Below are 19,249 nucleotides of genomic sequence, written 5' to 3'. Positions count from 1 at the left end.
GATTTATACTAATATTATACTGATTACGTCGACTTTCTAAAACCGTTTGTCTTTAGCCGGTACCTGAGTATATTCAACGCTCAAAGGAGTGCTATGCGACTAGTTGTGCAAAGAACATCAGGTGTTGAAGTATGGATCGACGGTAAACTACACAGTTCGACAGCGGCCGGACTGCTGGTGTTGTTCGGTACCAGGAAGGGCGACCAGGAACAGTCGTGCGCCTGGTTGGCAGATAAACTGATCAACCTGCGCGTTTTTGAGGATGAAGCCGACAAGATGAATCTCTCGGCGCTGGACATCGGTGGTGAAATCATGGTAGTGTCCCAATTCACTCTCTATGCCGACACGCGCAAAGGCCGCCGCCCATCCTACAATGAAGCGATGGAACCGGCCCAGGCCGAGCAACTGTATGACAGCTTTATCAGGCATCTGGGAGGTTTCGGTCTGAAGGTGGCTGCCGGTCTGTTCGGGGCCAAAATGGATGTTCGCTTTACCAACGTGGGGCCGGTGACGGTGATTGTCGACCATGACGGCTGAGTCGCTAAAGCAATTGGCCCTGCGCTACCGGTTGGTGCTTGGCTCCGGTTCGCCGCGTCGGGTGAGGCTTCTGGGGGAGACCGGTGTGGCATTCGAGCAAATCATCCCAGATGTCAGAGAGGATCACAAGCCGGGTGAAGACCCATACGACTTCGCTCAGCGTGTCGCCGGGGAGAAAGCGCTCTGGGTGGCCGAGCATGCCGATGCCGAGGCAATCGTTCTCGGCTGCGATACAATTGTAGTGCTCGGTAACCAACTGCTGGGCAAGCCGACCGACAAAGCAGATGCTTTGCGCATTCTGACCAGCCTCTCAGGACGACAGCATGTGGTCTGCACCGGCGTGGCGCTGACATATCGAGGGTCTATCGCGGCCTCCGGTTATGAATTGACCAAAGTGTTTTTCAACTCAGTCAGCGCCCAACAACTGGAGGCATACATAGACAGTGGCGAGCCGATGGATAAAGCCGGCGCCTACGGTATACAAGGGATGGGGGCTTTTTTGGTTGACAGAATCGAAGGTCGACTGGATAATGTAATCGGTTTACCGCGCCTTTTGCTGGACAATCTGGCCGAAAGGCTGCTGGTAACTAAACAGTAGGACCGGACACGAAGTTGGCTATGACGGAATTGCATTCAAAGATCGGCAAGCTGCTCCAGATGGAACGGGTGCGCCAGGAGATCGAACTGGCGGACCTGGCTACCAACCTGAAGATCACCGAGTCCAACCTTCAGGCGGTGGAAGACGGTGATGCAACCCGGCTGCCATCGGAACTCTATTTCAAGCTGTTCGCCAAATCCTACGCTGAAGAGCTGGGAATCGATTATGAGGCAACAGTCGAGGCGATTCAACAGGACCTCGAAGACCTGCCTATGGATGAGCAGCCTTCTTCGGTCAAAGGCAGTGATCCCTCCCCAGCCGCCCCGGCCGGTGATAAGTCCCTGGCATCATCCGACTCGACGGCAAGCGACAAGAACGGCAACCAGTTCAAGAAGCTCGGCTATATTCTGGGTGCGGTAATTGTGATTTTCATATTGGTGGTGGTAGCCAATGAACTGTTTTTTGATGATACCGGCACCGAGAGCGAAGTTGATTCCCTGCCGGGCGCAAACTCCGAGATTGAGCCTGCGGCAACTAAGGCCAACGACGACACGGTCGGTTACAACTGGGACGTTCCTGACTATTCTGCACCACAGCCCATGACCCTGGTTCTGATGGCCCGAACCGAAAGTTGGGCGTCGGTCACTTCCGACGGCGACACGGCCATATATCGAACGCTGACGCCGGGCCGGCGATACGAAGTCACGGCCAAGTATCGACTGCGCGTCTCGATAGGCGTTCCCTCGGCGGTAGCGACCGAACTCAACGGCCAACAAGTCAATCTGCGTAATCCGGAGAGTGGCCGGATCGCCGGCATAGAAATCGACCAGGTCAACCTACAGAAGTTTCTCGATCGACCATTGACGGCATCCCGAAGTGGTACGCCACAACTTCAGAGTACACCCCAATCGTCACCTCCCGAAAGCCCGAACTCCGGCGCCGTCGACTCAGCCGGATCAGAACCCGAGGTGACGGCTCCTTCACAAGCGGAGACCGGGACATCCAGCGACAGCGGCGGAGGCAGGTTATAGCGTATGAGTTTCAAGTCGATGGTCGGACGGATCCAACTCAGGCGGCTGAAGAACAACATGGAACCTGAGTCGGTGGCCTTTCCAAAGTCATTGGCTAAGCCGAAGCGCATACTCATCTGTCTGCCCGGCGGCCTGCGAGAACTCACTCTGCTAAAACAGTTCCTGCCCGAAATCAAGGAGTTGTTCAAGGCGGCCGAGATTTCGCTGTTATCGCTGCCCGGCGTTCGGGTTTATGACATGTATCCTCGCAAGGGCTTCCACATTCTGTCCCCTACCGCCGACCAGATGACCTGGTCCGGCCTGCCCAAGAAAAGCTATACAAAAACATTGAAAGAATTCGATTTCGATCTGATTCTGGACCTCAATTTGAACACGACACCATTTACTTCAGGTGTCCTCTTGAACTTCCCGGCAGCGGTGCGCGTTGGACGCGGCAACCACCTCGGTGAGCCCTACTACAACCTGGAGATCAAAACCAGGTATCTGCGCGATGAGCGAAACATCTATCGCTCCATGCTGCGAACCCTATCCACGATCAAGAGCGCCACCAAGGCGTCACAGGTCGGGAAACACAATTGATCACAATGGAGGCATCGTGTATCTAAAGCGGCTTGACATCCTCGGTTTCAAATCATTCGCCAACAAGACGGCACTCAGGTTTTCGAACGGTATCACGGCCATCGTCGGACCCAATGGCTGCGGCAAGACCAATATCCTCGACGCCCTGCGCTGGGTGCTTGGTGAACAGCGGGTCAGTCTCCTGCGCGGTAGCAAGATGGAAGAAGTCATTTTCAACGGTACCCGTGAAATCAAGTCGCTCGGCATGTCCGAGGTGACCCTGTCGATGATCAACAATCGAGGTATCCTGCCGACCGAATACAACGAGGTGCAGGTGACACGACGTCTCTTCCGGTCGGGCGAGTCGGAGTATCTTCTCAACAAAGTACCCTGCCGTTTGCGCGACATCCATGATTTGTTCTACGACACCGGTATGGGGGCGCATTCCTATTCGGTCATTCAGCAGGAGATGATCGATGCCGTCATTTCCGACAAGGCCGAGGAACGCCGATTTCTTTTCGAGGAAGCGGCCGGTATCACCAAGTACAAACAGCGAAAGAAAGCCGCTCTGCGCAAACTCGAAGCAACCGAAGGGGACCTGCTCAGGCTGAACGACATCTACTCCGAGGTGCAGACTCAGGTACGTTCGCTCAATCGGCAGCAGAAGAAGGCGCAGCGCTATCAAGACCTTCAGAATGATATCAGAGACTGGGAATTGTACCTTAACTCGAACGGAATGAAGAACGCCCAGTCTGAAAAACAACAGCTGCGAGATCAACTCAACGCTTTGAGCGATCAGAAACTGGAACGAGAGGCATCGGTCGACCGAATCAGTGCTCAGTTGGAAGCTGATCGGAAAGAACAGTTGGACCTGGACCAGGAACTCAGCAGTGTCTCGGGTGAGGTGTACGACGTTTCCGAAAAAGCTCATTCACTGGAGCGAGAAATATCTGTGCTGGTCGAAAAAAGAGCCAACGCCCGCACTCTCATCGAACGCAACCAAAATGATATCCAGGCTCTTCAGGCACGGGCTGAGATTCTAGCCGAACAGACAGAACAAAGCCGGCAGGAAATGACCGAACAAGAGGCCGAGCATGAAAAGCTGGCCCAACGGTTGAAGGAGGCCGAAGAAGCTCAGGCTGAAGCCGACAAACAGTTGCTCGAGGCGCGCACGGTCAAGGATACGGACAACCAGAAACTGGTGGACCTGGAGGGCAGACTATCCTCGGGCAAGACCGAGGACAGTAACCTGACTCGTCAACAACAGGAGCTGGGCGAGTCCATGACCGCTATTGAGGAACAAGTGGCGCAACAGGAGGCCGATCGAGCATCGCTTCAGAGCCGATTGTCGGACGAACAACAGGTGCTCGACGAAGTGAAAGCCGAAAAGTCGGCCACCGAGGAAACGGTTGCTTCCCTATCGCAACGCATGGAGCAACTGATCGAACGAGGCGAAGAGCTTACCCTTGAGCTGTCCAACCTGGGGGCGTCTCTGGAAGCCTGTCAGGCTCGCCGCAATCTGCTTGAAGACATGATCCTGCATTACGAAGGCTATGCTACCGGCGTGGTGGAAGTAATGGAGATCAGGGATCGTTTTACCGGCATAAAGGGCACCGTCGCTGAGAAGTTCGTCCCGGCTGCCGGGCTCGAAGCGGCCATGGAAGCCGCCCTTGGCGAGATGGCCGGCTTCATGATCTGCGACAGTCGTTCAAGCGCCGAAGAGGTTATTAATTATCTCAAAACGCAGGGTCGAGGTAAGGTCGGAATCCTCGTGCCGGACTCAGGCACCTTGAATCCGGTGGTGAAACGTCCCGAAATCCCCACCGAGAGTTTTCTCGGTTGGCTGGACAGTTCCGTTAACACCGAGGAAGGATTGAAACCATTGATGCAGGCGGTTCTCTCTCGCACCGCCGTGTTCACCGCCTCGGCCGACCCCACTGAAATCCTCGGTCGGCTGCCCTATGGGTTCAACGCAGTTTCCACCGATGGTATCCTGTACAGTCAGAACATCATCACCGGCGGCGCCGAGGAGAAGTTCCCGTTGTTCCGGCGCGAAGAAAAGCTGGCCGAGCAAGACCGGATGATGACCGAGATATCTGAGAAGCAACAACTGGTTCAGAAGGACAAGGATTCCAACAACGCCGCCATAGCCGAAGCTCGCGGTGAGTCTACCGGACTATCCGACAAGCTGGAAAGTCTCGTCGAAGACATCAATGAAGCTGGTCGGAAGATAAACGAAACCGAGTATCGCTTGGGCACCATTGGCGATGAACTGGCACGACTGTCCAAAGAGAAGGGCGACCTTTCCGATAAACTCAAGAAGCTGGCCGGGCAACAATACAGCCTGGGGCTGGACTTTACGCAACTGGCCGATCAGAAACAGCAGTTGGTGGACACTATGTCCAAAGCCTCCGCCGATCTGGATACGCTTGAGAGCAGTTCCGGGCAGGCTATGGATAATGTGTCTCGCTTGCAGGTCGAGCGAGTCGAATCACGCAGCCGATCCGAGCAATTCGCCAGCAAAATAGCACATTTGGCCGAGTTGAAACTTGAGATTCAGAGCAGTGTCGAAGCCAAACAGAATGAGATTCAACGCTCCCACACAGAGATTGCCTCTGCCGACGAAACCGTGGTTACGTTGGAGAAAGACCTCAAGGACGTTTTCCGTGCGCGTGACGATGCCACCGAACGTCAGAATCGGATGCGCACCGTACAGTCTGATGTGATGACGCATGTGTCCAAGCGCGAAGAACAACTCAAAGAGGTCCGGGCTCAAAAAGACTCGGTGAGTGAGCAGATCCATCAACTGGAAATGCGTGTCAATACTTTCGACTCCGAGATAGGCGCCATTCGTCAGCGGATTCTTGATGAGTATGAAGTTGATATCGACACCGTCGAAGCGACACGACCTGACGACAAACTCAACGACGAAGAAGCGCGTGCCTACTTGACCGATCGCAAGGAACGTCTGAAGAATTTCGGTGCCGTGAACCTCCTGGCCCTGGAGGAATATCGAAAGGCCAACGAGCGGGAAGTCTTCCTCAAAGAGCAACTTGACGATCTAACAACGGCCAAGGATGATCTGAAAAAGACTATCTCAAAGATCAACCATACCGCGCGGCAACTCTTCCTGGAGACTTTCGAAAAGGCCAGAGCCAATTTCAAAAAACTGTTCGTGGATCTCTTCACCGGCGGCGAGGCGGATATCTACCTTGAGGATCCGTCAGATCCGCTGGAATCGGATATCATGATTATCGCACGGCCACGTGGAAAGAAGCTCTTGTCTATCACCATGATGTCGGGCGGCGAACGAGCCCTGACCTCGATTGCCTTGCTCTTTTCGCTGTACCTGGTCAAGCCGTCGCCGTTCTGCATTCTCGATGAGATTGACGCGCCTTTGGATGACGCCAACTGCCGACGTTTCTTGAATATCATTCGCAATTTCAGCGTTCAAACACAGTTCGTCATCATCACGCACAACAAGATTACCATGGAGGCCGCCGAGAATCTCTATGGCGTCACTATGGAGCAACCAGGGGTGTCGCAGCTTGTTGCCGTCAAGTTCTCAGATGTCGCGGAGGATGAACATACCGGGCGGTTGGTGATCAATAACCCGGAACCTTCGGATGAGCACGATGTGCAAAGCGCAGAGCCCACTTCAGGTGACTCAGTGGACTCAGTGGACAATGAAGCGACAGTACTCCCGGACAACATTGCCGAACGATTGCAATCGGATCTCACCGTCGCCGACGACAACAGCCCCGAGGATTGACCGGACCGTTAGAATGCTCAACACCTTCCAGAAGCTGAAGAACTCTCTCAGCCGCACCAAGGACAACATCCTCGGAAAGCTCTCTGAAGTCGTCCTGAGACGTCGCATTGATGATGAACTGCTTGAGGAAATCGAACAGGTGCTGATAGAAGCCGATGTCGGCGTAGCGGCTACCATGAGGTTGATCGAGGCCGTTCGCCTGAAGGCGAGGCAGAACAATCTCACCGAAGGCGTCGATGTCATGGCCCTTTTGCAGGAAGAGATAGCCGTAATCCTAAGCCAAAGCCGGGCCCAGCAGGGTACCGACAGCGCCAAACCGATTGTCTGGTTGATTGTCGGCGTCAATGGTGTCGGTAAGACCACTACTATCGGTAAACTGGCAACCCTGTTTGCATCCGAGGGAAAGAAAACCATGATCGCGGCCTGTGACACTTTTCGCGCGGCGGCCATTGAGCAAATATCAATTTGGGCGCAGCGCAGTAATGTTGAAATCGTTCGTTCACAGAGTGGTTCCGATCCGGCCGCGGTTGCTTTCGATGCAGCCAAAGCGGCCGTCGCGCGAGGCGTGGATATCTTACTCGTTGACACGGCCGGACGACTGCACACCAAGTCCAATCTTATGGAAGAGCTTAAGAAGATTCGACGGGTGATCGACAAAGCAGCGCCCGGCGCACCGGTATACAGCAAGTTGATTATTGATGGCTCCACCGGCCAGAATGCACTGTCGCAGGTCAAAGTGTTCACCGAGGCGGTCGGTTGCGACGGTATCATCGTGACCAAATTGGACGGTACGGCCAAAGGCGGCGTGATGATCGCCGTCTCTGAGGAGCTGGGTGTTCCCGTTGAGTTCATTGGCCTGGGTGAGGGGATCGATGACTTGCAGCGGTTCGACCCACAGCAGTTTTCCGAGGCACTGTTCGCATGAAAACGCTGACTGTTAAGACTCAGGAGCGCCGACAGATGATCGACGTTACCTCGCGGTTGCAGGAAATCGTAGCCGATCAGGATCACCTGTCAGGATTCGTCTATTGTTTCGTCCCGCACACGACAGCGGCTATTACCATCAACGAGAATGCCGATCCTGATGTCACTCGCGACATTCTGTATAAACTGGGCAAAGAAATACCACAGAGCGACGGATACCATCATGCCGAGGGCAACTCCGATGCACACGTTCAGGCATCACTTGTAGGCTCCTCCCAGCAAATCCTTATTGAAAACGGCAGACTTGTGCTCGGCACCTGGCAGGCTGTCTACTTCTGCGAGTTCGACGGTCCCCGGCAACGACAACTGATTGTCAAGGTCGCTCCCCTTGATTAAAATCCGTCTCATCGCCATCGGGAAGGATAAAGATACCTGGGTCAGCGAGGGCTGCGCCCACTATGAGAAACTGCTCTCACGCTGGGCTGAGGTTTCCTGGACGGTTCTTGCCTCGGAGAAGGCGGCGAAGAGCCTGAACCCGACGCAAATCAAGAAACGTGAGGCACCGCGAATCACCGAAAAACTCGGCAAGGGTCTTCACATCGCCCTTGCCGACAACGGCCGCAGTTACGACTCAGGTGGATTTGCCGCGCAGCTCGAAGCCTGGCAAGGTCGGTCAAACGGCGTCATCAGTTTCATCGTCGGTGGTGCCTTTGGGTTGGATGCAACAGTTATTGCCGCGTCGGATCACGTGCTGTCCTTGTCGCCGATGACATTCTCGCACCAGTTGGTGCGGCTGGTGTTGTTGGAACAACTATACCGCGGCTTCTCCGTTTTGCACAACACCGATTACCATAAATAGGAACGTCCGGCCAAAGTTGACCGGACGTTCAAGGGCAAAATACAAGGTGGGTCTTTTATTTCAAGAGAATCATCTTCTTGGTATCGTTGAAACTGCCGGCATCGAGGCGATAGAAATAAACACCGGATGCCGATGCCGAACCGTGACTATCGAGGCCATCCCAGGTGACCGACTGGTGGCCGGCATTGGCCTGACCTTCGAAACTACGGACCAGCGCGCCGGTAACGTTGTAGATTCGCAGGGTCCAGGCTGTCGCCTGCGGTGTCGAGAAACTGATCGTCGTGGCCGGATTAAACGGGTTGGGGTAGTTTTGCGACAGCCCAAAGTCGGTGGGCAAGGCGCCACCCTTGCCGACACAGTTGTATGGACGGCCATGGTAGTCGACGATTTCCTGACTCTTCAGAATCGGTCCGGCCTCGCCTGAGAAGGGAATCTCAATGAGGCTATGCTCGCCCGCTTCAATCCGGTTGGTACCCAGATTGTAGATCAGCACACGGAGTTCCCCGTCAACGACGGTGTACAACAGGTCCATGTCGTCGGCGGCGCCGGCCAGGGAGGGCTGTTCTATTTCGGTACCGGGTTCGACATCAAAGACGAAGTAAGCGGCACCAATGTTACTGACGGCATCGGTCGAGATATTCAATCGTCCATCGAGCGCCTCAGTCGACACAATCAGGTCTTCGGGGTACGGATTCAGTTTCGGTATGGGATCGGCGTCACCTACGATTACCCGGATGAGCAAGACCAGGTCGGCCACACTGAGGGTCACACCGTCGGCGTTGACATCGGTTGCGGCGATCTGTCCGGCCAGGTTTTCGACAAAGACGACCAATCCATGAATGAAGTAGTTGGAGAAGACCACAGCGTCGGCAATCTCATAGGGGACGCCGTTAAGGTTGATGTCGCCGCGATCGTCAATTGAATCCGGGTGGATGACGCAGATGCCACCGTTGATGAATTCGACGCAGCGGATTGGATCGACTTTACCGCCGCCAAAACACTCATCGCGCGTGCCCAGCCCGAAGGGGCGGGATTCTTCGGGATAATTGACGTCGTCCAACTCATCCCAGATCATGCCGCCCTCGGCGTTCAAGATGCGCACGTCCACAAACAGGTCGTTACCTGAGGTGTCGGAGAAGGCGTTGTCGGCGCATGAGTACCAGGCGAAATTGATCGGCAGGAACTGGTCGCCCAGGTTTTGGTCATTGGCCACCTGATACTGCATCTCGACCAGGACACCATGGGGCAGTCGACTGTCCGGCGGCGGATGGTGCGGACCATTGTTGATATCGGCGATACCAACAAAGCGAATCAGGCCCGAGGGGCAGGACTGGCCACAATCGGCGGCGCCTATGCGATACTCGAAATACTCCCAGCCGTCGACCGCAGAACCTTCGATAGTGGCGAAGGTGAAAGCCATCACCGATGCGTCGTAGGCCAACAGGACGTCGAATCCACCCAGGTACTCGCGAGCTTCGATCATCAGATCGACCGTCTTGATCAATCCCACCGGCGTACACTCATGACTATTGAGAGACATCCGGACACAGACATCACAGTCCGGCAATTCCTGAATATCGACCCAGAAGGAACCATCGGTGATGTTGCAGCCGTCGTCGACTTCAAAACAGAACTCGATGAGTCCGAAGGCATCGGGCAGGAAGCAGACCCTGCCTGAGTCATCGGTGACCAGTTCAAAATCGCCGGGTCCGCAGACCTGCGACAGAGTGAACCCGCCTTCCAAGTCGGTGGCGTAGATGCCATCAATGCAGATCAAGGTCGTATCATCGATACAGCGGTCAAAGGTGAGCGTCTCCTGCGGCAGGAATAGCTCAGGCGGCTGATCGGCCGTGACGTTGATTGTTGTGGTGCAGGTATCCGCCTCACAACGACCGGTGGCGATCACCGTCACTTCATGGGTGCCCGGTTCTTCAATCGGCAGACAGACCTGGCCGTTTGAGTAGACAGCCGGCGAAGACACGGAAATAGTGATATCGGTCCCGGTTGCCGAGACCGGGTAGCAAAGTTCCACCGGCTCGGTCAGGCAGAGCAGCGTATCGACATTCGAAGGACAAGATACCACCGGCGCCTCGGGAATCTGTACGTCAAGATCGAAGACGCAGGTATCAATGCCACACTGAGCCTCGGCCGTGACCATGATGCTATACAGACCGGTCTGGTCGATATAAACACATATTGCGCCGGTTTGGGGATTGTATGAACCATTGGGCGAGATCGTAACTTCCGCGTTGGCAGGACTGATCGGCATGGTGATGCAAATTGAGTCCGGACCACAAAGGGTGTCAAACACCGTAGTCGGCGGACAGACGATCAGCGGTGACCCGCCCGACAGGACATTCACGAAAGTAGTATCGTAGGCAGCTTCACCGCAAGCATCACGCACCGAGACGATGACCTCATGAATACCGAAACCGTCCGGGGTGAAGCAGACTTCGTTGTCGATAATGTCACCGTGCGTGGATGAAATCTCTATGATATTATCATCCGGGTCGTCGGCGGTGAACGGAATACAAACCTCATAAGGTTCGCACACCGTCAGGGTAGTGTCGGGACCTGTCACGACCGACGGCGGGCTGTTGAAGGTTGCCGTTACCGTGAAAGCGCAGGTGTCGGCGTTGCAGTTGGACGATGCAATCATCGTAACCTCTATCGTACCCGGTTCGAGAACCGGTACGCAGACCATGCCTTCACTCAAATAGGCCGGTTCCGAGACAGCCACGCTGGTCGTGGCGGCCGATACGGTAAAGTCAAAGCACAGTGTATCGGGACCGCAGAATAGCTGCGCGGTATCGGCCGGACAGGCGATCGTTGCTTCATCCGGAATAATGACCTTCACCAGAATGTCGCAGGTATCGCTGTTACAGTCGGCCGTACCGATGACGGTAATCTCATAGATTCCCGCAGTGTCGGCCTGGAAGCACAGTTCACCTTCTGCGTAGCTGCCGAATGATGTTGTGATCGTGTAGTTGTTGCCGATGATATCAAGCGGCACGCAAACAGTTTCAGGGCCGCAGATCGGCTCGGCTTGCACGGTATCTTCGGGACAGGTGATCTGTACGTACTCACCGATGTCGACGGTCACACAGGCGTTGAGCGTATCAGCCAGGTCGCAGTCATCGATAGCAATAACACTGACACAGTACTGGCCGGAAGTTTCGGCAACGAAACAGATCTCGCCGGTAGATTCGTCATAGTAGCCAACATCAGTCAATACTTCCACCAGGTTGTCCTCGGCATCACCGAACGAAATCGGCACACAGACTTCGGGAACGCAGGTGGCTATAACACTGTCGGCCCATTCGTAGATTATGACCGGCGGCGTGTTGAACTCAATGGTAACGTTGATCGAATCGGAATCCAACTCGCCGCACTCATCTATGGCGGTTACAACGATGGTATACTCACCGGCGGTGTCGGCGTTGAAGCAGACCTGACCGTGAAGCGGATCGTACAGTCCGCCTTCGACGGTTACGTCGACCAGGTTGCCGTCCGGATCGTAGACACCCACCGGCACACAGACCTCCGATGATCCACAGAACATCATAGTCGTGTCCGGCGGCAGCAGCACCAGCGGATCGTGGTTGCACTCGATTACTACCGTAAAGCTGCAACTGTGACTGCCGCACGGCGTGGTGACCTCGACGGTTACGTTGTTGGTATTGCCACACTCGGAGTAGAAGCAGATGCTTTGCAGTTCCTCGTCAAACCAGGTGTTGATCCCCGTCACGTTAACTTCCGCAATTTCCGGAATCCCGCCGATGGGCAGACAGAATGTGTCACCCACGCAGGTGAATATGGTAGTATCGTTGGGGCATACAATCTGGATGCCCTGATCGGTCCGGATCGTAACATAGGCGGTGTCGGCATCGGTCTCACCGCAACTGTCGGTGACCGTGGCGATAATCTCGAAAGTGCCGCTATCGTATGGTGTGAAACAGACCTGGCCGTCGTTGTAGGAACCGCCGGTCACATTAATACTCTGAATGTTGCCGTCGGGATCGGAGATTTCAATCGGCAGACAGATGGTCTGCGGATAGCACAGGTAGACCGTGCTGTCCGGCATGCCGGTGGCGATGGGCGGACGGTTGGTGCCGACCAAAATGTTAACTGTGTCCGCAGCCATTTGATCGCAGGAGTCCACCACAGTGACGATCATAGTGTACTCGCCGCCGCCTTCCGGGGTAAAACAGATTTGCGATGTAGTTTCGTTATAGACGCCAAGGGTCGTGGTCAGCGACTGGAAAACGTCAATCGTATTGACATCAACACAAACTTCGCGCGGCTCACATTGGCCGAGGTCTAAGTCGGCGCCCAGATCGACAAATGGCGGGGCGCCGGACGTTACCGTCACATGGACAGTGTCGACGGCCGTCACGTCGCATTCATCGGTAGCTTCAATAATAAGTTCGTAGGTACCGTCGTACTCGACATCGAAACAGACTTGGCCGGTTAGCGGATCATACGTACCCATACTCGAAAGGATCGTGACCAGGTTACCATCGGGGTCACCAACAGTCAGGTCGAAACAAACCTGGGTGAGTCCGCACAGACCGATTTCGAAATCGTCACCGGCGTCGACATAGGGCGCCTCGTTCAATTCCACCGTTACTGTAGTCGTATCAGACGTTGAAGCTCCGCAGGAATCTGTCGCTGTTACGATGATGATGTAGCTGCCGGCGGTGTCGGCGTAGAAACAGAGTTGATCGGTATCCGGATTGTACGTTCCGAAACTGGTGGTAATCGTAGCAATGTCCTGATCAATATCCGAGACGGCAACATCGAAACAAATCTCCGACGGCTCACACAGGAACTTCTCGAAATCATCGGCCGATGAAACGACCGGTGCATAGTTGCCTTCGATTGTCACCGGGACTATACAGGTGTCGCTGGCATCGCAATCATCGACAACTTCTATAACGATATCGAACTGATCGGAACCTACGGCGTCGAAACAGATGCTGCCGTTGTCATAGACGGCGTTGCCGGAAAGAATGTTCACCGACAGTTGCTGTAGTTCCGGATCGCCGGGGTTGAAATCGAAACAGAGCGTCTCCGGTTCACAGATGGAGAACCGCTGCGGGTCGGGACATACGACCACCGGGGGGCGATTGCGCAGCACCGTAATCCTGATAGTGTCCGGTATGCAGGGCGGACACTCGGGACAGATCTCGCTGGTGATTTTCGCACCGGTACAAGGATCGGTTACACAATAGGTGAAGACGTAAGTGGCGCTGTCGACATCTTCAGGCATAAAACAAGTCTGCCCGGAACTGTCGGTTAGAATCGTAAAGACGCCCGGGCCGGATTCCTGAGTAATTGTGATCACATCACCATCAGGATCGCTGCCGATAACGTCGAAACAGATTTCCTGGGCAATGCCGCACACCTGAATGGTGGAATCAAATGTGATCAGTTCTGGCGGCGTGTTGATACTGATAGTATCCCAGACGAAACCGGTATCGCCCGCGCAAGTGTCGTAGGCGGCCACCTCAAATGTGTAGACGCCGGAAGTGTCGGGGTAATAGGTGATCAAGCCGGTCTCTGAGTTTATAGTACCCGGTCCATCAAGCAGGATGAAGGTCAACGGGTCACCGTCGGGATCGAAGCCGATAGCGCCTACTTCACGGACCTGGCCAATCTCGCACAAAGCCGCTGCAATCCCGCGGTCATATATAATCGGTGGTTCGTTAAGTTCGATATCAACCGTAAACTCGGTCTCACAGTAAGCGCCGCAACTATCGAAGCAACGAATCGTGATCACTCCGCCGATCGCTTTGTCGGGCGTGAAACACCAATAGCCGTCGACGATTTCCCCAACTCCGGAGACTACTTCGCAATGATCGAAATTGCCGTCAGGATCGAACGCCGATACCGGAAGACAGATTTCTTCAGGTTCACAAAGAGCAATAGCCGTGTCATTTGGCGGATAACAGACAGGAGGCTCGTTGATGTTGACAGTAACATTTGTTTCGCAACTGGCCTCGGCGCCACAGGCATCGATGGCCGTGACCGATAATACGTTGTCGCCGTCTATCGGTGTGAAACAGATAGTCGCGCCGGTCATGGTAATCGGCTGGCCGTTGAGGGTGGCCGTGACCGTCTCCAGGTTGTCATCAGGGTCGACGACTAGGAAATCACCGATGCAGATCACGCTGTTGTTACAGGCAGCTATTGTAGTGTCATCGGGACACGTTAACTCAGGCGGCGAATTGAGGTCGAATGTTACCGAAAACGTCTGGTCACAATAGGCGCCGCATGAGTCAAGAGCGCGAGCGACAACGCTGACGGTTTCCGTACCCTGAGGAGTGTAGCACCAGGAACTATCGACAATGCTGCCGGGACCTGAGATCAACTCCCAACCAGAGAAGTTACCATCGGTATCTTCGGCCATCAACGGTAGACAGAGTTGCACCGGTCCGCAATTCCAAAGAGTGGTGTCGGTGGGCATCAGGCAGGTCGGCGCCGTATTCAACACGATGTCAACCGAAGTGCCACAAGCGGAGGTGTCGCCACAAGCATCGACCGCGTACAGGGTCATCAGGTTGGTGCCTTCGACCGGCACAAAGCAGATACTGCCTTCAACCACCGGATAATCGGCACCGTTAACAGTGACCCACACCGATTCAAGGTTGTCGTCGGGATCGATGGCTCCGAAAGCGTTGAGACAGATTTCCTCAAGTTCGCAGAGGAACATAGGTTCAAAGAAATCTCCGCAAGCGACGACCGGCGGCTTGTTCAGTGAGAAATCGACAGTGAACGAACTCTCGCAAGTAGCGCCGCATTCGTCGGTGCATTGTACGGTCACGGTAACAGTCTCATCACCGCCGGGTGTGTAGGTCCACATACCGTTCACAATCTGACCGGGTCCGTCAACAATCGTGCAAGCGACCAGGTTGCCGTCGATGTCGGCGGCGGTGACCGGTAGTGTGATCTCGGTCAGATCACACAGGAAGATTGTCGTATCATCGGGGACAATGCATGTAGGCTGGCTATTGAGCGCAACCACCACCATTGTCTCGCATCGGGACACCGCCCCACAGGAATCGAGCGCGGAAAACGTGATGTGGTTCGGTCCTTCCTGAGGAGTGAAGCAAATCCGCCCCTGGTCGGAGGGTACCACTATAGCGTTTACAGTCACGACCACCGAATCCAGGTTGCCATCGGGATCGGACGCCACAAAGCCGTCCAGACATATCTCGGACAGATCACACACGAATATCGGATCGGGGAACTCCGGGCAAACAACCTCGGGCGCCCGGTTGGCCTGGATAGTTGCGGTAAATGTCTTTTCGCAATAGGCACCGCAGGAATCCAAGCCACGGACCGTCACTGTGACAGTTTCCGATGTCGTAGCATCGTAGCACCACTGGTCGCCGTTGATAGCGCCGGGACCGGAGATCAGTTCCCAGCCTGAGAGGTTGCCGTCAATATCTTCCGCTACCAGATCAAAACATAGCTCCACCTGGTCACAAATGAACAGGGTCGTATCGTCGGGCAGCAGGCAGGTCGGTGCACTGTTGACAATAACCTCGACCACAGCGTCGCACCAACTGGTATCGCCGCAATCGTCAACGGCGTACAGAATCATGTTGTTACTGCCTTCGGTCGGTACGAAGCAGATGCCGTTGTCCACGACTGGGTAATCGACGCCGTTGACAGTCACCCACATAGTGTCGAGGTTACCGTCCTCGTCGATTGCGCCGAAACCATTGACACAGATTTCGTTATTCAGATCACAGACGAAAACCGGTTCGAGAAAATCAACACAGGCCACCGCCGGCGGCTGGTTTTTGTCGAAACTTACGGTGAATGAACTCTCACAAGCGGCGCCGCACTCGTCGGTGCATTCTATGGTTACGGTAACAGTCTCGTCACCGGTTGGCGTGTAGGTCCACAGGCCGTCGACAAGCTGTCCGGGGCCGCTCTTGATCGTGCAGCCGGTCAAATTACCGTCGACGTCCGTGCCCGACACCGGCAGCGAAATATCCATGGTGCCACAGTAGAAGATGCTCGTATCGGCGGGGACGTTGCAGACGGGAGCCGAGTTGAAGTCGACCGTCACGTAGACAATATCCCAGGCTTCGGCGCCGCAATCGTCAAAGGCGATCACCGTGATTTTGTAGGTACCGGCAGTATCGGCAAAGAAACAGACGAGTCCGGTTGTCGGATCATACGTGCCGCCCTCGACCGAGATTTCGGCCAGATTGTTATTCGGGTCGCTTATTCCGACCGGCAGGCAGATGCTGTCGGAGTCGCAGAGCATCATGGTAGTATCAGGCGGCAGCAGCACCAGCGGGTCAACATTGCATTCCACCTGGACATCGAATTCGCAGGTGTAGGTGCTGCACGGTGTGTTGACCATGATCTCAATCGAGCTCTGGTTGGAACATTCGGTATAGAAACAAACGGCGTGATTAGCCTGATCATACCAGGCGTTAAGGCCCCATATATCGACAGTGACATATTCAGACTCGGGTATCCCGGCCAGTGGTATGCAGACGGTGTCTTTTACGCATACGGACAACGATGTGTCATTGGGACACTCGATAGCGATGTCCTGATCGGTCATGATGGTCAGGTTGATCGTGGTCGAGGCACTTTCGCCACATTCGTCGGTAACGGTCACAGCGATTTCGTATGTGCCGCTGGAATACGGCGTGAAACAGACCAGGCCGTTATCGTAATAGCCCAGGCTGGTGGAAACACCGACAATATTGTTATCGGGGTCATCGATGTTCACCGGCAGACATATCGCTTGCGGGAAACAGAGGTAGAAAGAAGTATCCGACACCGCCGATATCGTCGGCGGCTTGTTCATTGAGACCCGAATGTTGATCTCGTCGGAGGCTGAGTTGCCGCAAGTGTCGGTGACCTCGACGACCAGGCGATACAGGTCGGCGCTCTGGGGGGTGAAGCAAACCTGACCGGTGGTCGGGTCGTAGGTGCCAAGACTGGTCGTCACAGAAGCGTAGCCGGCTATGGTAGCGACATCGACACAAATCGTCTCGTCGCCGCAGAGCAGCGTGTCGAAATCGTCCGGCAGAGTTACAAAGGGTGTCTCGCCGGGATCGGCGGTTATGACAACGGTGTCGGCATCGGTTTCGCCGCACTCGTCGGTGGCCTCTATAATAACTTCGTATGATCCCGCCTGCGGGATGTCGAGACAGAGAGATCCCTCACTGACAGTGCCAAGACTTGAACTGATTTCGACAATATTCCCATCGGCATCCTCTATCGAAACCGGCAAACAAATCGACTTGGGGTAGCAAGGGTATACAGTCGTATCAGCCGAAGCGATTACACTGGGCGCCTGGTTGAGGGTAATACTGAAGACAACCGTGTCGGTCACGGTCTGTCCACAGGTATCCGTGACCGCGACAATCACTTCATAAGAACCGTCTTGATTAACATCGACACAAACCTGACCCGTTTCCAAATCAAAGGTGCCGAGACTGGTGGTAAGAGACTGATAGACTTCTATAGTACTTACATCGATACAGACCTGATCCGGTCCGCAGAGGAACCTGTCGAAATCCTCGCCCAGGTCAACGTATGGAAGCTCACCCTGGTCGGCCGTGATAACCAGCGTGTCGGTGTCGGTCTCGCCGCATTCATCGACCACCTCAACGATTAATTCGTACACGCCGGCCTCTTCGATATCGATACAGACTTCGCCTTCACCAAGCGTTCCAATATTGGCAGACAGGTTGACAATGTTCTGGTCAACATCCAGAACATCCACCGGGAGGCAAATCTGTTGCGGATAGCAGGGACCCAACAGCAGGTCATCGCCAAGGGTAACAGCAGGCGCGCTATTCATCTCAATTGTAAATTCGGCGTTGCAATCATCGGTCTGGCCGATAGAGTCGGTGGCGATTACCAGGACACCGTAGATACCTGAAGTGTCCGGGGTCAGGCAGATTTCTCCGGTCACCGGATCGATTGTACCCGGACTGTCCGGGCTGAGCGAAAACACCAACCCGCCCGCGCCTTCATGGAACAAGTCGGTGGGCATACAAACGGTCTCACCGGCACAAACAAAGAACTCACCCAGGTGACCGGGTGGGCATGATATCAAAACCGGATGGTGGATAATCTCCAAATAGGTGCAGTCAATCGAAGCCAGGATTTTCACCCGCTCTTCAGGGAAACAGGCAGAGTTTGGCGGCTCCTGTTCAGTCGGCTGGTCCTCGCCCCAATACTTGACGCCTAAAGTAAACTCTCCGACATCATAGTGAATCAAACTGGCTGTGGCGATGCCGTTGGCATCAGTGATGGCTGTCGCTGCGGGGGTGCCGCCGATAGGTACGCCGCACGGTTCCTCGTGAATATAGAACTCTACCAATCGGCCCGGCAAGGGAGTCATACAACTGTCGCAGCAATCCTCTTCCAGCGACACCGATACTTCGAATGTGGAATCTCGTACAATGACTTCAGGTATGGATATGATTGTGATCCTTGAACCGATCTCAGACAGCAGCGTGCTGGCCGACTGGCTGGAACTGGCCCCGGTAGCTGTGAACAGCAGCGGTTGCCAGACAGTCTCAGGGTTACTGATCACCCAATCCGCTCTTACCGTACCGTCCGGAGCGGCAGTTATTTCAAACGAGTCGTACTCCGGCCCTGTGTTGGCGGGATTGTCTCCGTGGGATATCTTTATGGAGACAGTTTCACCGGCGTCAAAACCGGTTCCGTCTATGACAACTGTATCGCCGATCTGTCGACCGTGGGACTGTGCCACCAGACTGGTCGGCATGACGGCCGTACCATTGCCGCCGGGAGGCGTGCCGCCATCAACAGAGGGAAGGGCTCCATCACCGGCAAAGGCCGGCAGTGCAAGTAAGATCAAACCGATCGTTATGAACAGTATGTTCTGACACCTCGATCGTATCATTGAATTCCTCCAAAAGAGTTCACGAAATCGCAATGGAGCGATCTCGTCCACGATA

The 19,249-nt window shown here is 54.8% G+C and carries 9 protein-coding genes; 8 read left to right on the top strand and 1 reads right to left on the bottom strand.

The annotated features are described in order from the left end of the window. The first annotated feature begins 93 nt into the window (after window positions 1-93). Genes dtd through OEV49_12180 form a run of 8 tightly spaced genes read left to right on the top strand, consistent with a single transcriptional unit; the run spans window position 94 to window position 8,279 of the window. Complete coding sequence (gene dtd / locus OEV49_12215; GenBank protein MDH3891840.1) at window positions 94-537, top strand: D-aminoacyl-tRNA deacylase; 444 nt, start codon at window positions 94-96, stop codon at window positions 535-537. Further along, window positions 527-1,135 carry a Maf family protein gene (locus tag OEV49_12210; GenBank protein ID MDH3891839.1) on the top strand — a complete coding sequence of 203 codons (609 nt, stop codon included), beginning with the start codon at window positions 527-529 and terminating at the stop codon, window positions 1,133-1,135. The genes dtd and OEV49_12210 overlap by 11 nt, the downstream gene beginning before the upstream one ends. 20 nt (window positions 1,136-1,155) lie before the next feature. Further along, complete coding sequence (locus OEV49_12205; GenBank protein ID MDH3891838.1) at window positions 1,156-2,166, top strand: helix-turn-helix domain-containing protein; 1,011 nt, start codon at window positions 1,156-1,158, stop codon at window positions 2,164-2,166. Window positions 2,167-2,169: 3 nt separating this feature from the next. Beyond that, complete coding sequence (locus OEV49_12200) at window positions 2,170-2,745, top strand: hypothetical protein (protein ID MDH3891837.1); 576 nt, start codon at window positions 2,170-2,172, stop codon at window positions 2,743-2,745. Window positions 2,746-2,761: 16 nt separating this feature from the next. After that, window positions 2,762-6,496, top strand: a complete 3,735-nt coding sequence (smc, locus tag OEV49_12195; protein ID MDH3891836.1) for a chromosome segregation protein SMC — start codon at window positions 2,762-2,764, stop codon at window positions 6,494-6,496. A 13-nt stretch (window positions 6,497-6,509) separates the two neighbouring features. Next, a complete protein-coding gene (gene ftsY / locus OEV49_12190; GenBank protein ID MDH3891835.1) occupies window positions 6,510-7,421 on the top strand; it encodes a signal recognition particle-docking protein FtsY in 912 nt (303 codons plus the stop codon). Next, window positions 7,418-7,816 (top strand): secondary thiamine-phosphate synthase enzyme YjbQ, encoded by a 399-nt coding sequence (locus tag OEV49_12185; GenBank protein MDH3891834.1) that lies wholly within the window; start codon window positions 7,418-7,420, stop codon window positions 7,814-7,816. The genes ftsY and OEV49_12185 overlap by 4 nt, the downstream gene beginning before the upstream one ends. Beyond that, window positions 7,809-8,279 carry a 23S rRNA (pseudouridine(1915)-N(3))-methyltransferase RlmH gene (locus tag OEV49_12180; GenBank protein ID MDH3891833.1) on the top strand — a complete coding sequence of 157 codons (471 nt, stop codon included), beginning with the start codon at window positions 7,809-7,811 and terminating at the stop codon, window positions 8,277-8,279. The genes OEV49_12185 and OEV49_12180 overlap by 8 nt, the downstream gene beginning before the upstream one ends. Before the next feature lie 55 nt (window positions 8,280-8,334). Here OEV49_12180 and OEV49_12175 read toward each other — a convergent pair whose 3' ends face one another. Continuing rightward, window positions 8,335-19,194, bottom strand: coding sequence for a T9SS type A sorting domain-containing protein (locus OEV49_12175; protein ID MDH3891832.1), 10,860 nt, complete (start codon window positions 19,192-19,194; stop codon window positions 8,335-8,337). Window positions 19,195-19,249 lie beyond the last annotated feature (55 nt).

The sequence above is a fragment of the Candidatus Zixiibacteriota bacterium genome (assembly GCA_029860345.1).
Classification (GTDB): domain Bacteria; phylum Zixibacteria; class MSB-5A5; order GN15; family FEB-12; genus JAJRTA01.
Note: the sequence above shows the minus strand (reverse complement) of the source record. Positions and strands in the feature narration are given on the sequence as shown.

Coding starts and splice junctions, on each gene's coding strand:
- OEV49_12210 (MDH3891839.1), top strand. CDS start 527: ATGACGGCTGAGTCGCTAAAGCAATTGGCCCTGCGCTACCGGTTGGTG.
- OEV49_12175 (MDH3891832.1), bottom strand. CDS start 19,194: ATGATACGATCGAGGTGTCAGAACATACTGTTCATAACGATCGGTTTG.
- OEV49_12200 (MDH3891837.1), top strand. CDS start 2,170: ATGAGTTTCAAGTCGATGGTCGGACGGATCCAACTCAGGCGGCTGAAG.
- OEV49_12185 (MDH3891834.1), top strand. CDS start 7,418: ATGAAAACGCTGACTGTTAAGACTCAGGAGCGCCGACAGATGATCGAC.
- OEV49_12205 (MDH3891838.1), top strand. CDS start 1,156: ATGACGGAATTGCATTCAAAGATCGGCAAGCTGCTCCAGATGGAACGG.
- dtd (MDH3891840.1), top strand. CDS start 94: ATGCGACTAGTTGTGCAAAGAACATCAGGTGTTGAAGTATGGATCGAC.
- ftsY (MDH3891835.1), top strand. CDS start 6,510: ATGCTCAACACCTTCCAGAAGCTGAAGAACTCTCTCAGCCGCACCAAG.